Genomic DNA, 16,833 nt, shown 5'->3' on the forward strand with positions numbered 1-16,833 from the left:
ATCATTTAACTCCCATCCGTTCCGGACAAATCCAAGCCTCTTCCGGATTAATCGGCCTGTTTGGAGAGATATACTCTTCTTCCCACTCGTAGCAGCGTAAATTTCCACCCATATCCATGAAGTAAACATGATGGTCGTAAAAGTGAATAGTCATTGGTTCATAGGGTTCATCGGCTTGCCAGATTTGTTCTCCGGTCCATTTGTCTAGGGCTACAAGTTGGTTGCGATTGATACAGACGAACACTAAGTCTCCCGCAATATACTGTCTGTCAACTGATTTGAAAGTTTTTTGCCAGAGCAGCTTTTCATGTTTCCAATCATAGGCAGCCATATCTCCACGTAGATTTGCCCCTACCGTCATTGGTGAAAATAAGTCCCGATATGTACCAAAATAGTTACCTTCGACAGGTTTTTTTATCCCTATATATCCAAGTTGTTGTAATGTTTGATCATGTAAAAAATAAAAATCTTTTTCGCTAACAACCTCTATCCCGCTAATCGTAGATATAGCTTTCCTAAATCCTGGCATCTCTGTTTCACTCACCAAAGACATATCTGCCAGATTACGAACTTGTACTTTATCACCCTGCTTACACACAATCTGATCCGGGCGATGAAACATACTGTGAGGGTAACAACAGTCTGTTTCCCGGATTTCACCTTGCCAGGTCGTCAGATCAAATACCCACCAGATACCTGGATGGGTTTTAACATTCAGCTCCCGCACCACATGAGTATCGGTAATAAAACCATGACCCATACCCGGTTCTATGCCAGTTTTGTCAAATTCTGACCATGGGTCATAAGCGATTTCAAGAGTTTCCATATCCAGAATATAGGGGTCAGCGAAGAGGTGGTGACCATTATGACGTAAATCCCCCGATCGACTTAAGTACCTATCAAGTTTTTTAGTTCTTGTAATCCTCCCGCTCTCACGATCAAAAACAAAAACACCTGATTTGAATGCCGTAGCAATAATTGATTGCTTATAAGGAGCCACTATATGGAAGAAGTGATTGAATTTATCCTGATAATCTCCCTGAAAGTCATACTTATATTTCTTAGACGGTATTCCTGATGTACGGCTATAATTACCCCAATGCCAACAGGCAACTTTATCTTGATCATTCAACATTCTTTCAAACCTTCTTTAACTGGTAAATGGGGGTACTTGCTCTTGTAAAATGTTGATCTTAAGTAGGTCATCCAAAACGGCATCAATTTGTTCTTCTGTCATATCTTCCAACCAAGTCTTTATTTTTTCCGAGCCTGTAAACTCCTTACCATCAAACTCTCCACTCACAAAAATTTTCTTAAACCGCTCCCGGATATCCACGGCGGTTGTATCCGCCTGATCCCAGAATCCGCCGGACAGGCGATAATCTAGCCTTGGCATATCTGCGTTAATCTCACCCTTCCACGTCACAACACCATCATCAATACTATTGATTCGATTTATCACCTCTTCCTGAAGGTGTTTCATGAACTGTTTGTCCAATGATTTCAACGATGCTGCTTTATTGGTCCGATATGCACTACCAGAAAAGTTCTTACTCTCAACGTTAAGAGGCCGAACGGTGCCATCCGGAGTAATCCAATCGAAAGTATTATCAACACCTTCTTTGCCCTTGCGCGTTGCGATATAAGGATCGTTCAACCTCGGGTTAACATGGGTCAGGGTCAGGGTGCCTTGCAGGTATTCGGCATCCTGCAAAACACTTTCCAGTCCATTAGCCTCACCCACTACTCGCTTAAGCTGCAAAATACTGATCTTCAGGCCTTCTCCCTGTGGATTAAGGTTGCTCATAAAAGCTCGAACTTCGTCTGCACCAACCCTATCCTCATATTGCAGCAGCGAATGCATACGATCAACCAGATAGTCCCAGCGAGAGATATCCAGCAATGCACCCGTACTGTTATCGACAGCTGTTTCGGCCAGACGGGCCATGTTAGTGGTCTCGCCAAAATAGGTAGCCACTTTGCCCTCTTCGACCGCCTTCAACCAGCTTTCGAGGTTTTGTAGATACCCGGCATCCGCCAGGTCAGCCATCTTCCGAATAGTATTCGCCGAAATTGATAGTTTACCGACACTACTCAAACTCTCCAGACTGTTAACAACGGTTGTAAACTGCTCACCTTTGTCACCAAAAACGTCCAGTAAAGTCTTGGTTAGGTCCTCTCCACACAAATAGTTCGCTGCATATGCAGGCTGTACCGTGAGGACCAGCGACAATCCTGTTACCCGGGCCCAGGCCAACATCCCGGGTGATGGCGTTTGTACCGGGCCGGCAGCGATACTACAGACCCCTGCCAGTTTAGAGATCTTACGCAGCTTCAGCATCGCCTTAAACTGCGCAGGAGCGCGGACCACTTTGGTAAACAACGTTAGCAGTGTTTTTCCGCCAGTACTGAACATATCCGTCAACAGATCTTTCAAATCAACCAGAGATGCCAGTGCTTTTTCCCGCCCTGCCGGACCGCTGAAAAAGTCTTTCAATAATTTAAATGTCCAGTTAACCGCTGTACCACCGGCTTTTAGCAACATAACCGGGTCACTGACGCATTCTTTCAGTAGCGCTTTCAATCCCCTAAGTGAACCTTTAAGCGCCAAAGTACTTCCACCACCAGCAGGCGCTGTAATCACTGCCACAACCGTGAGGGTGAGACCAATCCCTGCGAACACCAGGTCAAACTTATCGACTTCATCAAAACGATCATCCATCCATAAGTAAATTGCTTTACCGATGGTCCAGACATCAGAGAAGCCGGACAGATCAAATAGCATCTCCGCTGCTTGTTTGAACAGGTCGTACACTTCTTTGCCAGCACTCTTGATAAAGTCCATGGCTTGGGCAAACTCACTGTTATTGACAACCGCAACTCCCTGCTCCAATTGGTTGATTTGTTGCACACCACTGATGTCATCAGCCCATGCCTGGCGCATGGAAAAAGGCAACAGTCGTCCCATTGCCCGACTGGCAACATTAAGCTCCCTTTTATAACCAGATGATGCAACTGAGGTTCCGTCCAAAAACTCACTGAACCCTACGCGCTGATGAGTCGCAACGGTATTACCTGTCGCCTTGATAGTTGCAGTCGCTTTACCATTACCATCAAATGTCAACGTCTGAGTCTGACTACCATCGGCAAATTGCAGCACTGCATTGTTTTGAGCAGTATTAAATAAGCGGACATCATCAATATGCCCCTTAAACCCATTGCCCAACACCAATGGGCTGTTGACTGATTGGGCAATTAACGGCTCTGATACCGAGCTATAAAACCGGGCCGCCCCCACTCCCAGGGTCAGGACATTATCCTGAAGCTGGATGCCGATCAGGTTCCACTGCTTCGGTTGAATCAGTGGTTCAGACGATAACTGATACTCGGCAGTAGCAGTCTTTAATGTGACCCGAATTCTGAATAGGTCATCATCAACTCTTTTTTCCAGATCAATTCGATAGGCAGCATCATTGTTACTGCCCTTGCGAACCAATGGCGTGATTTCGGTTCCATCATCCTCAGTAATATGCCTCCCGGATTCTGCATCGGGGCGAATTCGAAGATTTAACGCCAGCTGATCCTGCAGGTTGATATCGGGAGACGCCGGCAGGATAACTGTGTCATCAGCATCCCCCGAAAACAGGAAACTGGCTCCCGGATTAGTGTAGGCATTGTTGTAATCAACAGTGATATCGCCACTAACAGGCGCATAAGTGCCCATTGCCGCATTGTATGCGGCATCTTCGAGGCTGCTATCATCTAGAGCATGATTAAAAATATCATCCAGTCCCATCTGGACGACTGCACGGCCATTAGGAGTATATAGGCCTCCTAGCTGAATGGTCTTGGTTGAACCTGGAGCACCGGTTAGGTGAATTCCAGTGCTATTTGGTGGGGTATAATTATTGGATCCTGTCAGAGTTTCCACTGCCACATCAGTTTCTACCGCTGCGGATGCAATAGCAGGCAAGTCTACTTCTACAGTGTCGGGAGAAGTACCTGTAACCGTATATCCGATAACGTCCGGATGACCTTCGATAGCGGCACTAATGAGACCATCACCCGGATCATTTCCAACCACCAATGTTGCCTGAACCTGTGTCCCGCTGACCGTTTCTGGTCCAACCAGTGTTCCACGGGTGGCATGCCATAAAACCGGAAGCGCTTCTTGCGGCGCTTCGCTCAACGTATAAGTAACAGTAATGGTATCGCCTGGTTGAGCATTATCGCTGGACGCCTGCAATTCGGTGGTCAGTTCCCGTTTGTGAAACTCTTTTGACTCACTGATCGCATTAACAGTCGCGGTCACGTTTCCTGACAGTAGTTCGACATCTGCAAGTACATCTGCTGATGCCTGACCACCAACGACATAACGATCATCATTGAGGATCTGGAAACCATAGTCAGCCGACCAACTAATCGGCGTACCATCCATCACATCATTGCCATATTGATCTTTGACCGTAGCCACTACATGGCTGGTATCAACGCCACTGGCGAGGATATATTGATCATCTGGAATTAATTGAATACTACTGGGCTGACCAGCGATGATCTGGTAGGGGCCAAACTGTTTTTCTGAACCTTCAGGAAAATTGGCATTGTCTGAACTGTAGACACTCACAGTGACAAAAACATTTTCTCCTGCCGCGGTTGTATTTACGACCAGTTTATTATCGAACTTACCATCATTCGCTGTTGTATAACGGTTTTCAACATGGCCGGATCCTGCCACCTCCCATTTCAGAGTGATATCTCCACGCTCTTCTTCTGGAGTACTAAGATCCACCGGTAAGATAGCGGTCAGATCCAGTTCATTGTTATCAACACTGATAACTTCCTGTTCTGGAAACAGACCAGGCCCAACACCAAACGCGAATTCCCACAACAAATTCTGGGAATCCTGGTTCAAATATATTGATGCAGTGAGATAATCGTCCGACGTTAAATAGGGTAAATACTCTGGCAAATCAGCGGTAATTTGATTGTTTTCGCCCAGGCTCAATAGCACTTCCTGCCCGGCAATATTCAAAATCAAATCTTGTCCACCCTGATAGCTGGTCAGAGATTCGTTACCAGAGAATAAAATTGAGTAACTGACATCTAACGATGGATCATTAAACGTAATGGCAGGCTCGTCCGAGTCCAGAAGATTTTCTGTTCCGTCCCCTGACTCACGATCAATAGAATTTACCGTCAAACCATAGACAGAAAACTGATATTCTGGCCTTGCAACCCAGTCAAATAGCGGAATAGGTTTATCAAGATCCTCGGTTGATTCATCATTTTTTTTCCGTTCCTGTTTTATTAGCCTGTAAGCAAGCGTTTGCAACTCGCTATTCGTTTCATCGTATAAAGGAACTTTCACCGGCACAAAACGCTTGGGACGATACGCATTCTCAGCCACACCACTCAGGTTATCCGAGTCCAACCCCCGGCTCTGACTCCCCAGCGCAAAGTCTTGGTATTCGCCATACGGCACTCCAAAGGCCTGGACGTAAAAATGCTGATTACCTGAGTTATCACCCGGCAGCCGAATCACCTGGGCATGGGTGCCCGGCTGGATGCTGAACCGGGCGGTGCCCACCTGGCTGGCATCCTGCAGTTCATAGGCACTGGCACTGTAGGCCACCCGACCGGTAAACCCATAATCCGCCAGCGCTTCCGGAATCGCGGTGCCGTCCTGATTCACCCAGTCGGTGTAGATCTGGATATAGGTATCATCGGCTTCACCCGCGCCTTCGTAACCAATCAGGTATTCCGGGGTTTCGCCCTGGTTGTTGCCCGCTTCGATGGTGTATTTCCGTTCGGCCCAGATTTTCAGGTTGGGGGCGGTCAGTTCGATATCATTGACCACGGTATCCAGGTAACCACTGCCTCCGGACATTTGTTCTACGTTAACCCGCTGGTAACCCATATAGCCGGTCTGACGATTAATGGCGTAGATCAGCAGCGTTTCACCCGGTTGAATCAGATCACTGTCTTTGCTGTGCAGTTGTGGCGCCATGTTGCCCTTGGCCTGCCAGTCACTGAAGTTGGCGTAGTTGATCGGGTTGTAAGAGGCACTGATCTGGGAGCGGTCTTCACTGCCGCGCATCAGCATCCGGTAACCGGCCTTGAGGCTCGCACTGGCACTTTGTACACCACCACTGCCTCCCGGGACGTAGGCATAGGCCCGTTCGGAATCTTTGAGGCCCTGGCGCATCATCACTAAATCACCGGTGGCTTCTCGAATGATGTAGAGATCGGTGTCCTGTAAGGCGGCGTTGTCCATGGTCGCCACTTTGACCTGCTGCCCGGCCGTATCGCTTTGCTGGTCGATGACGCGGGTAATCTCGGGCTGACAGCCATCTGCCTGCAGGTCCTCGTGACATCCGGAAGCATGTGGGTTCCCGCCCCTGGAGCTCAGGTAGACGCCCTGAACGGTGGCCTCAGAGCAGTCACCGGTCACAAACAGGTTGTCACTGTTTAGAATCCCGCAATAACTGCTGTCGTCCGTACCGTCAAGATCGAAGTCGTAGTGGTTTTGGGTGATGTTTTCAAACGTACCGGGTAAGGCCATGTCGTAACTCAGGGCGTCACTGAGTGTCACGCCAGGTACTTTCAGGCTACCGCTGACGATATTGACATCGATCGGAAAATCCACCCGTTGAGGGGGCGCCGGATCCGGGATGAAGTTCCAGGTGCCCATGCCATTGCAATTGAAGCTGAACAGTTTGCGGAGGTAGTGCCAGTAGGGCGTATTGATCTCCGGATTAAAATGACGGGTGGGTATTTGCGCTTCCAGGTCCGCCATATAGCCGTAGTAAAACGTGGGGCAGGGTGTGCCTATGACGTAAAAGTTGAAAAACCCATCTTTATCGGTCACATCTCCACCACGGAACCCCATTGGAGCCGTGATACCCAGACCTTTAACCGGGTTCGTGAGCGTCACTTTGCTCCAGTCGTCATGGGCTCTCTGCGCATCGGTGTAATATTTGCTGCTGTAATAACGATCATCGGCATTGCCTTTGGTGGTATCGACAAAAAAGATTGAGCGCAGGCCAATGCGATGGCGGCTCGTCTGTTGAATTTGCCCTTGCTCATTGACCAACAACGATTGATCGCTTGAACTCAAGCTGCTGGTATGCGTCAGATCGACTGGAAATTCGGCCAATACATAGCGGGTATTGGGCGCATAGAGCAGGCTTTCGGGCAGCACCAGCACTGAGTGCGTGGTTGTCGGATAAGTCAATGCGGTGGCGACACCGGACATCGCTGCGCCATCAACGGTGGTCAGGCTACCGACCTGGGCATCATAGTCTGTCCGGCTCAGCAGCGTTGGCTGGTCTGACCCGGTCCAGTCATTCAGCAGGTTCTGATATTGAGCGATATACGACTGATAGGTTGTCGCGGCCATAATGGACCAACCGGCCTTGTCCGCCGTGACTTCACCCAGTTCTCCAACCTCTTCCCCGGCATCGTTGTATTCCACCCAGACCGGGTTGCCGTTGTCGTTTTTATACACTCCACGAGTGTATACGTGGCCATACACCAGGTTTTTGTTATTGATAAATCCCCACACCGGATTCGGCGCATTTAAGACATCGGTCAGAAACGCCCAGGCCATCGGTGACAGCAGTAAGCTGGTCAGTGTGATCAGACTCATCCATTTCAAACGTGAAACCCTGTTAACTGGTTGCTCCATCATTCACTGCTCCGTCTCTTGTCCGTTGGTCGATTGCGCTTCTGACTGCGCCCGACTGAGTATCTGTGCCAGCACCCCCTGGAGGCTGGTGTTGCCATGTTCATAGTCTTGTAAAAGGTCCTGGTAGGCAGGCGCAAGAAAGACCACGCCAATATGATCCAGGCTTTGTAGTCCGGGGTTGCCGACGGTCTCAACCGTGTGGCCAGCCAGCCTGACGAGGCCCAGCGGGGTGATCAGGTTCTGAGTTGGATCAACCCCCAGGAATAATCCCAGACTGCCGTCTTCCGGCAGATAGTCGTAGCTGTTTTGCCGTTCCGGCATTTCCATACGCAGACTCACGGCACCCTGGATGCGGATATTTTGAGGCTGGAAAGAGTACATCCACTGGGGTACGGCTATGGGGTTAACGGCCGTGTTGATGCCCGCCGGCAGGTTGAATTGCAGATGCGCCGCGCCGCTGTTATCACCATCGGGGAAGATGACTTCTCCCTGGCTCAGGTCGAGTTGTACGGCACCATTGAGCAGGGTGTTGGTCTGGCCCGATTGCAGCAGGACCTGACCGACTTCCTGATTCAACAGCGGCACTGGAATCTGCCCCAAGGCATTTAAGCGCCCTTCACTGAGCGTGACTTTGGCTCTGGTTTCACCATAAGCGGTGTTCGCCAGGCCGGGATTCACATGCAGCCAATAATCACCCTGTGGCAATGGCATCTCTTTACTGGCAAAACCAAACAGGAGGGCACCGTTTTGGGAGACGGTCTGCCGGGTCTGACTGTCGCTGCTCAGGGTCACGATCAAACCATTCACTGGCTGATTAAACTGATCCCGCAGTTCAGCCGATACCAGCGTCGGCAGAGGCTCGGTTTGATAGATATAGCGACTCAGCATGGCACCGTCATAGCTGACTTCCACAAATAAAGTCGCACCGTATGCGGGTTCCTGATCCGGCGTAAAAATGACGATGCGCTGCTCCGACTGCACGCTGAGCTCACCCGTGACGGGCTCATGCTCACGATCAACGTCTATCAACTGGTGACCTTTGGCATTGATAAAGTCCTCGCCCGGTGCATCCTGGTTCAGCCAGGTTTTGCCGTGAGCGGTCTCGTATACGTTGATACTCAACAGGGCAGGATCGATACTCTGATTGAAGAACAGTGAAATCGGGTCTTTGGTCGCAACAAATTCGGCATTGGCCTCCGGCGTGGTTTTTAGCAAAGCCACTTCCAGGGCGTCTGCCGCAACCACTTTCACGGATCGTTCAGTGACCGCCAGTTCGTTCTGGCTGGAACTGATCGCTCTGACCCGGACGGTATAGTCACCGGCATCTGCCGGGAAACTGATATTCCCCGATACGGTATTACCCGAAACCGTCAATGCCACAGGAACGCCACTCCCCTGGCTGCCGATCAATTGCGCTTCGTAGTGGATGTCGCTGGATGTATCGGCCACCTGCAATACCAGTTGCACCTCAAACACCTCTCCCTGGGTAATCAGTTGGCTGTTATCCAAGGGTAAGACCCAATTAAGGCTGACACTTCGAGTAGACTGAACGATCCAGGTCCGGCTGACGCGGTTACCTGCCAGATCAGTGGCCGCCAAGGTCAGATGAGTATTTTCGCCTGCTGGCAGATTGAGTGAGGTCGAAAATGCATAGGTGCTGCTATTGACCGGTGACAGCGATAAGGAATTATCATTCAACGCCAGACCGGACAAGGCCATATCCGACACTTTACCACTGAAACGATAAGGACTGGTGATGACGGTATTGATTTCTGGATAATCTGCCAATGGAGCATCCAGCACAATCTCCGGTGCTGTATTGTCCACCACAATCTGACGCACTGCGCTCGCGGTTTCGCCAGCTGAATTGGTAACACTTACCTGAAGGTCAAACAGATTTGAGACATCTATCAACGGTAATTGCAGACTGAAACGGTAAGTGGGCTCACTGCCCATCACCAAGGCTTCATATCCATTGACCCGGACAACAGGAAGGGATTCTGAATACAATTCGCCAGCAACGGTAACATTTTCGCCGGATACCAGCGCGTGGTCTGCTGGCCGGTTCAGATCAATGGTCAGTGGCACATGAACATCATTGCCATCCTGATAATACAGTACGAAATTCTGTTGCAGCTGTTCGTCAGCGGCACTCGCAGTCACCGTGATGATATTCTCGCCGCTGTCCAGACTGATGCTTTGGCTACGGAAACTGAGTTCACCCTCGCTCCAAACACTTAAGTTTTGAGCCTGGCCGTTGATAGTCAGAGTGACAACATCTGCAGCCAGTTCGGTATGAATCAATCCTTCGAGTACCACCTTGTCTTCTTTCACCGTGGCGCCACTTTGATGCGACAACCATTCGATACTGAGGCTCGAAGCATTTTCCAAAGTGACATTTTGAGTGGCGCTACTTTGGTTGCCAAGGTCATCTGTCGCAGTGACAATCAATTCATTATTGCCCTCTGTCAGTACTATCTGGGCATTAAACTGGCTGCCTTCCAGCATGGCAGTGAACACTGTTCCGCCCAATGAGACATTGGTAACCGATACCTTGCTCACCGAACCGGAAGCATCCTGAGCGGAACCGGAAACAGTCAATAACGCTGTATTGGTTGAAGCCGGTAGTGTCCAGCCAATCACCGGACCGGTTGTATCGAGTTCCACCTGAATCATCGCAATGGACTGATTACCCAGCGCATCTATTGCAGTGACAACGACATTTTGCACACCCTGTTGCAGAGAGACTGTCGCAGTAAATGCGTCACCTGACAGTTCTGCTACCTGATCATTAACGGTAACCGTGACAACAGATGCATCCGCGACGCTACCTGCAATGGTCAACTGCTCTGATCGGGTTCGAGTATTCTGTGTTTGCAGGTTAATCGTTGGTGCCTGGCTATCAACCACAACCGAATAATCAAACTGTGCCTGGTTACCCGCCACGTCGATCGCCACAATCGAAAGATGATTGGTGCCTTCGGCTAAATTTATATCAGCACTGAATGCGCCATCATCGGTCACATCGATTAATGCATTATTGATCGTCAGACTGGCAATGCCACTGGTGTCCTCTACGCGTCCATTAAGCACCAGAGTTGTGGTTTTTATGGGAGTGTTGGGCACAGATATGGTGACCAATGGTGCCATGCTATCGAGTGTTATTAAGGCAGATACACTCCGCTGGTTATTGTTTTGATCATAAACCACTGCGGTTATCTGATTCTGACCTTCTGCCAGAGCCAGTATTCGCGCAAAGGTACCATCGCTATTAACAGTCACTGGTAGAACATCTTCACCCTTCGATGATACATTTTTCACGTCTACCCGTAGCAGATCATAGCTGCCTTTTTGAACCGTTCCGGAAAGTTCAACAGAGGCAGATGTTGTTATAGATGGAAGCTCAAGCAAAGAAATGCCTGGCAATTGGATATCAGGATAACTACTGCTATCGTGGGGATCTGTGCCGTTTTCAACTTCAAACGCGTTATCAAAGCCGTCACCGTCTTGGTCAGCATCCGCCTGGTCACCAATACCATCTCCATCCATATCGGCCCACTCATCAGGATTTTGCGGAAACGCATCGTCTTCATCCCAAACACCATCGCCATCGGTATCGCGATGAACTGTTCCGTCCTGCAACAATGCCGGCAACTGTACATGGGTACCAAAATTCCAATAGGGAACAAACGCACCTTCGCTATCGGTATAACCGTAATTGTTCCAGCCAGCATATAACGTTACTCCGCTGACGCAATCGTTATTGTCCGCATCAACAGGACACTGTAATTCTGCAAGATTAACACCTGAATTAGCCGTTTCGGTTATATCTTCAGTCGTCGCATAGGGAAGTGACATGGCTGTGCTATCCACTGCCCAATAGTTATTGGATAACGTTGACTGTTCGGCATATCCCACCAGACCCCCCGTATTTGATCCCGAATGACTACTGACTGCACCGGTTGCATATGATCCGGTCAGGGTCAAACTTACGGCATATCCAACCAAACCACCCGCATAGTCGCCATAGCCGCTTGCCGAACCGGTGGCAAAACTGGCCGTAATATGCGTTTCTCCTATGATTCTGCCAATTAAACCACCCACTCCCATACGGCCACCATATGCAGAGCCTGTAGCGTAGCTGGCTGTTAAATTCAGACCGGAAGACTGACCAATGAGTCCACCTACGAAGTAAACCCCTTTAACCGCTCCTGTCGCATAGGTATTAGTCACAATACTTTGATTCAGGGCGTATCCTATCAGGCCACCGACATAGTTCTGACCTGAATACACCGTCACGTCAGAATGACAATTCGTCATAGAGCCGCCATTCATAAGGCCCGTTACACCACCGGTATACATACTCAATGCATGTAATTCACCCGAGACATAACAGCCCGATACTTCGGTCTGATTAATGTATCCAGACAGAACACCCACATGCTTATTACCGGTCAGATTCGTTAATGCGCCAGTTAAACTGATGTTTTGCAACTTCCCTTGCATCACATAACCAAAAAGACCAACTTGATCCTGATCGCCACGATTCACAAACAAGTTACGGATCTCGTGACCATTACCTTCAAAGGTTGAGGTAAACCTGTTATCGAACCCCCCAACCGGCATCCATCCGGCACCATCATTCCAGTACTTATCATTTTCATCCATGACGCCATCGGCATTGGTATCAAAGTCCAGATCAGCCACCAGTTCATAACCACGACAACCACTTTCGGGGCAACCTGCAGTGATTCCTGAAAGACTGCTACCAACGAGATCGTTTCGCATGGCATCCAACTCTGCAAGCGATTGAATCTCAATCAAACCATTATTGTCGTCATCGATATCTGAAGCATCCGAAACCTTGTCCTGGTCAGTATCCGTGGGAATACTTTGATTATCCAGAGGGTCGGTTCCAGCAACAATTTCATCGGAGTCTGTATAACCATCGCCATCATCGTCAGTATCAGCATTATCGCCAATACCATCATTGTCACTGTCTACACTTTCCGTGGCATCTGAAGGAAACGCGTCATTTGTATCCAGCACACCGTCGCCATCCTGATCTCCTGCCCAAACCTGGTATTCCTCAAAACCATACTCTATTCCAGACGTTCCCTGATGAATGGCATAAACAATCACCTCGTGCTGACCAGCTTCGACTGTGGATAAATCACATCGCCAGTCACCAGACGACTCAACAGCCGTCACACAGCTTTCAACACCATCAAGATATGCCGCCACTGTTGCACCAGTAGCAGCATTGCTACCGGCAATCGGGATACCAGCACCGTTGTACTGGCGCATAACGATATCCCCTGCGACAGCATTATTCCGTGCGTATAAAACCGGAGCACTGTAAAAGTTATCAGCAATATTTCCATCCATATAAAAAGAACTGCTGACATCATTCCCGTTACCCTTAATACGAACATAACTAATGGTAACTGCACTACTTTCTGTAAAGGTAAACGTGACACTGGCTTTAGAATCTGTTGAGTCGTGAGCGGCCAGTCCTTTCAGCTGCAACTGTTTGTCCGCAAGATTAGGCTCAATTGAGAGGTCTGTGTAATATTCAATTGATGCCTGGGCGATACTTTCCAGTGGAGTGGATATGGCCTCATATCCTTCGGTGTCAGTCCATCCATTAATATCCTTGATCGTCAAAGAAGGAACCATTGATACTGCAGCACCGGTATCATGACGAATGAAACTGTATTTGATATCTGCTCGATATAAAGGTTGGCAGTTACTACAATTAGTGGCAGAGCGATTCAGATACAAAACCAGATCATCACCGGACACACCTGCTTCGACAGCACCATCGAAGTTAGTGGCCACAAGTTCCATTTTGACATCAACAGCAGTACCATCTGTCAACACTGCAACGTTTTGCCAGACTCTGGCAGTATTCGTCGAAAGTACCTCAATCGCACTGCTGCCTTCTGAATCCACAGAAAACGTAATATCTGTTGCAGATGTATCCGCGAAAGCCGGACCAGTGACACCCATCAGCAGAGCCATATGCATCAGCCGGTTTAATTTCCTGAACCGGTTAATAAACCACCGGTTACAAACGTCCTTTGTTCTGAGATGCTTTGCCATGACTTAACCTACTTCTCAAACGATATACTGTTAATCAAACTGACTTTATCCATAGAAAATCAGTGCGACTTAATCCTTTCGTACAATATTGCTTTCTGCCAACACTTTTTCAGAAAGCGACTTAATTGCCTTTTTCAGTTCTTCGGCAGCAAGACGTTTACGAATATCACGACTTACTTCCGACAGAGGTCTCGGCGGTATATCCTGCTGGCTTAACACTCTTATCACGTACGCTTGCTTGGCTTCTATGACGACATCACTGGTATCGCCCGTCGACAGAGTATTAAGTGCAGATAACAGCCGTGGAGATAATTGTTGATTGGAGCGGGCCTTCTGATACGTTATTTTTTGACCTGATTGCTGCGCGGCGATGTTTGACCAGTTTTCCTGAGTCCTGGCACCCGACAGAATAGTGATGACTTTAGCGCTATCAATTTCGGGCCCCAAAGGCACTTTCAATATTTCCAGATCAGAAATACTGGCGGCACCAAATGCCTCCGGATGCTGGTGGTAATAATCTACAACCATCTGCTCTGAGACCGCACGCGGAACAGAAACTCTTTGTAAATAAGATTTCAACAACAACTCTTCGCGATACACCTGAGTTGCCAGGGCAATATTTGCCAGATCTTCTGCAGACAGTTCTGCTTCCGCTTTTTGAGCAATGGCGCGAGAGGAAATTAAACTCTGACGGATATTTTCCTCCACTCTTGCATCCACAAACTGATCCCCCAACAGTTTTTGCCTGGCATAGTCGAGTTCGGATTCGTGAATTGGAGAACCGTTCACGGTCACCCAGACAACGTCAGACGAGACATCAGGTTTATCTGCATCAGCTACAGCAGATTCGGATTTGTCCTTTCCGCAGGACACCAGTATCACAGCACAAAAGAGCGTCAGAGAAACTCTGGACAGACGGTTCATCATTAATTCCTTTTAATCGATACTGATTTCATCAGTTTTTCGATCTCAGCCTGTTTGGCTGCATTACGCAACTGATAACGAATATCACCCCGGACACTGCCCAACGGTAATGTTTGAGTTCTGGGTGCTTCCAGCAATTTGATGATGTGATATCCAAACCCGGTTTCCACTACATCGGTAAATTGATTTTCTGTGAGCGCAAAAGCTGCCTTTGAAAAAGCCGGATCCATTTTCCCTTGGCTAATCCAGCCTAAGTCACCACCTTTCTCACCCGAGTACCGGTCTTCTGACCATTGCTTTGCCAGAACGGCAAAATCTTCACCTTTCGATAGCTGGGCATAAATATCACGCGCGCGTTGCAAAACGGCCTGACGTTCGCTATCAGACATTCCTTTATTTGTACGAAACATAATATGCGCAACATGGACCTGATGGGTCTGAAACTGCTGTTGATTGTTATTGTAGTAATTTTCAATCGCAACATTATCGACCGCCTTATCCAGATACTGCTCCATATAACGACTGATCAACATTTGGGTTTTAAACTCATCAAACTCAGCATTCAGCGCTGTATCGTCCAACAAACCTGTCTTTTCAACGGCCACAGCCAGCGCCTTGCGGTCAAGATATCTGGTCAACTGATCATTATATTCATCGGTTGAATCAGCCTTAATACGTTTAAAGGCCAGATAAGCGTCAAACTGGTCTTTGGAAATTTTTGTCTTATCCACCCTGGCCAGCTCAGATGGGTCTGAGCAGGCAAATAAGAGACTGGTTATGGTTAATATGGTTGCGATAAAACGCATTTGCTAATACTCCAATTTAAATTTTTTGGGTTTCCATCAATAAAAAAAATTCCAGGTCACTGACCCATATTTTCACCCGACCATATGGTACCGTCAGAAAAAACAATCTCTTCAATTCTATAATATGCATTGAGATACCAGTTTGTAACACGTATTGCATCCGCCCCGTTCATGCTAGCAAAAACCATATCATCACCATCCTGATAGTAATAGATATCCTCTGGATTCACCGTCGCATCAAATATGATCTGATCGATATTGCCGCTACCCGTATACCCATAGTCCATGATCATGTCCTGACCATCTCCGGCACTGAAGTAATACCGGTCACTGGAATCGTCGAGGTCAGTGGTTGTGTTATAGCCGTACAACTGGTCATCACCTGGACCACCGTACAGCTGATCATCCCCCAAACCTCCGATCAGGATATCGTCGTCCGCTTCTCCATGCAGGTCGTCATTACCACTCAACCCCTTCAGTGTATCGTTGCCAGCACCTCCGTACAGGTGATCACTGAAGCTATAATCTGCGCCCTCGAAGGTATCTTTGTCGTCCGTACCGGCATAGGTTAGAGCCTTCGAGTTGATGTAGCTGGTTTCCCAAATCGTATCGTCCACCAGGAACACGATCTGCTCAATGTAATAGTAGTGATGTGTACTGTGATAGAAGTGGTTCTTCACCCGAATTCTGTCCTGACCACCGTTGTACGTCACAATCAGATCGTCACCATCGTGGGTCAATTCCACATCATCCGGACTTACCGTCGCATCAAATATGATCTGATCGATATTGCCGCTACCCGTATACCCATAGTCCATGATCATGTCCTGACCATCTCCGGCACTGAAGTAATACCGGTCACTGGAATCGTCGAGGTCAGTGGTTGTGTTATAGCCATACAACTGGTCATCACCTGGACCACCGTACAGCTGATCATCCCCCAAACCTCCGATCAGGATATCGTCGTCCGCTTCGCCATGCAGGTCGTCATTATCTGCACCACCATCCAGCGTGTCGTTACCTTCACCACCATACAGATAATCCGCTCCGCCAAGGCCGCTCAGAGTATCTTTACCAATCCCCCCATCCAACTCATCACTACCACTACTACCGGTCAAATTATCATCTGCTGACAATATCTCGAATAAGGCTAAAAACTTAGCTGTTGTATAACTCGAAGCACCCAGTTGGAATCTGTCCAATTGATAGCGGTAACTCACAAACCAATCAACAAAGGTGATCTGATCATCGCTATCTGCCAGTTGGACGATCAGGTCATCACCGGACTTTAACAAGATGATATTCGAC

Annotated in this window: 6 protein-coding genes; all 6 read right to left on the reverse strand. The window is 48.4% G+C overall.

Annotation, left to right across the window (positions count from 1 at the left end):
• Position 1: 1 nt before the first annotated feature.
• Positions 2 to 1,135, reverse strand: coding sequence for a PQQ-binding-like beta-propeller repeat protein (locus ACQY6I_RS19685; RefSeq protein WP_428243219.1), 1,134 nt, complete (start codon positions 1,133 to 1,135; stop codon positions 2 to 4).
• Between the two features lie 15 nt (positions 1,136 to 1,150).
• Complete coding sequence (locus ACQY6I_RS19690) at positions 1,151 to 7,693, reverse strand: hypothetical protein (RefSeq protein WP_428243220.1); 6,543 nt, start codon at positions 7,691 to 7,693, stop codon at positions 1,151 to 1,153.
• Complete coding sequence (locus tag ACQY6I_RS19695) at positions 7,694 to 13,720, reverse strand: GLUG motif-containing protein (protein WP_428243221.1); 6,027 nt, start codon at positions 13,718 to 13,720, stop codon at positions 7,694 to 7,696.
• Between the two features lie 144 nt (positions 13,721 to 13,864).
• Positions 13,865 to 14,719, reverse strand: a complete 855-nt coding sequence (locus ACQY6I_RS19700) for a peptidyl-prolyl cis-trans isomerase (protein WP_428243222.1) — start codon at positions 14,717 to 14,719, stop codon at positions 13,865 to 13,867.
• 2 nt (positions 14,720 to 14,721) lie between these two features.
• Positions 14,722 to 15,525: a peptidylprolyl isomerase gene (locus tag ACQY6I_RS19705; RefSeq protein ID WP_428243223.1), complete on the reverse strand. Its 804-nt coding sequence runs from the start codon at positions 15,523 to 15,525 to the stop codon at positions 14,722 to 14,724.
• A gap of 56 nt (positions 15,526 to 15,581) precedes the next feature.
• Positions 15,582 to 16,833, reverse strand: a 1,252-nt coding sequence (locus tag ACQY6I_RS19710) for a calcium-binding protein (RefSeq protein ID WP_428243224.1), incomplete at its 5' end; no start/stop codon positions are given.

Source organism: Gynuella sp., assembly GCF_050297175.1.
In the GTDB taxonomy this organism is placed as follows: domain Bacteria; phylum Pseudomonadota; class Gammaproteobacteria; order Pseudomonadales; family Natronospirillaceae; genus Gynuella.

What these genes read in the sequence shown, in the direction of transcription:
- ACQY6I_RS19685 (WP_428243219.1), bottom strand. Translation starts at nt 1,135, where the DNA reads ATGTTGAATGATCAAGATAAAGTTGCCTGTTGGCATTGGGGTAATTAT.
- ACQY6I_RS19690 (WP_428243220.1), bottom strand. Translation starts at nt 7,693, where the DNA reads ATGATGGAGCAACCAGTTAACAGGGTTTCACGTTTGAAATGGATGAGT.
- ACQY6I_RS19695 (WP_428243221.1), bottom strand. Translation starts at nt 13,720, where the DNA reads ATGCATATGGCTCTGCTGATGGGTGTCACTGGTCCGGCTTTCGCGGAT.
- ACQY6I_RS19700 (WP_428243222.1), bottom strand. Translation starts at nt 14,719, where the DNA reads ATGAACCGTCTGTCCAGAGTTTCTCTGACGCTCTTTTGTGCTGTGATA.
- ACQY6I_RS19705 (WP_428243223.1), bottom strand. Translation starts at nt 15,525, where the DNA reads ATGCGTTTTATCGCAACCATATTAACCATAACCAGTCTCTTATTTGCC.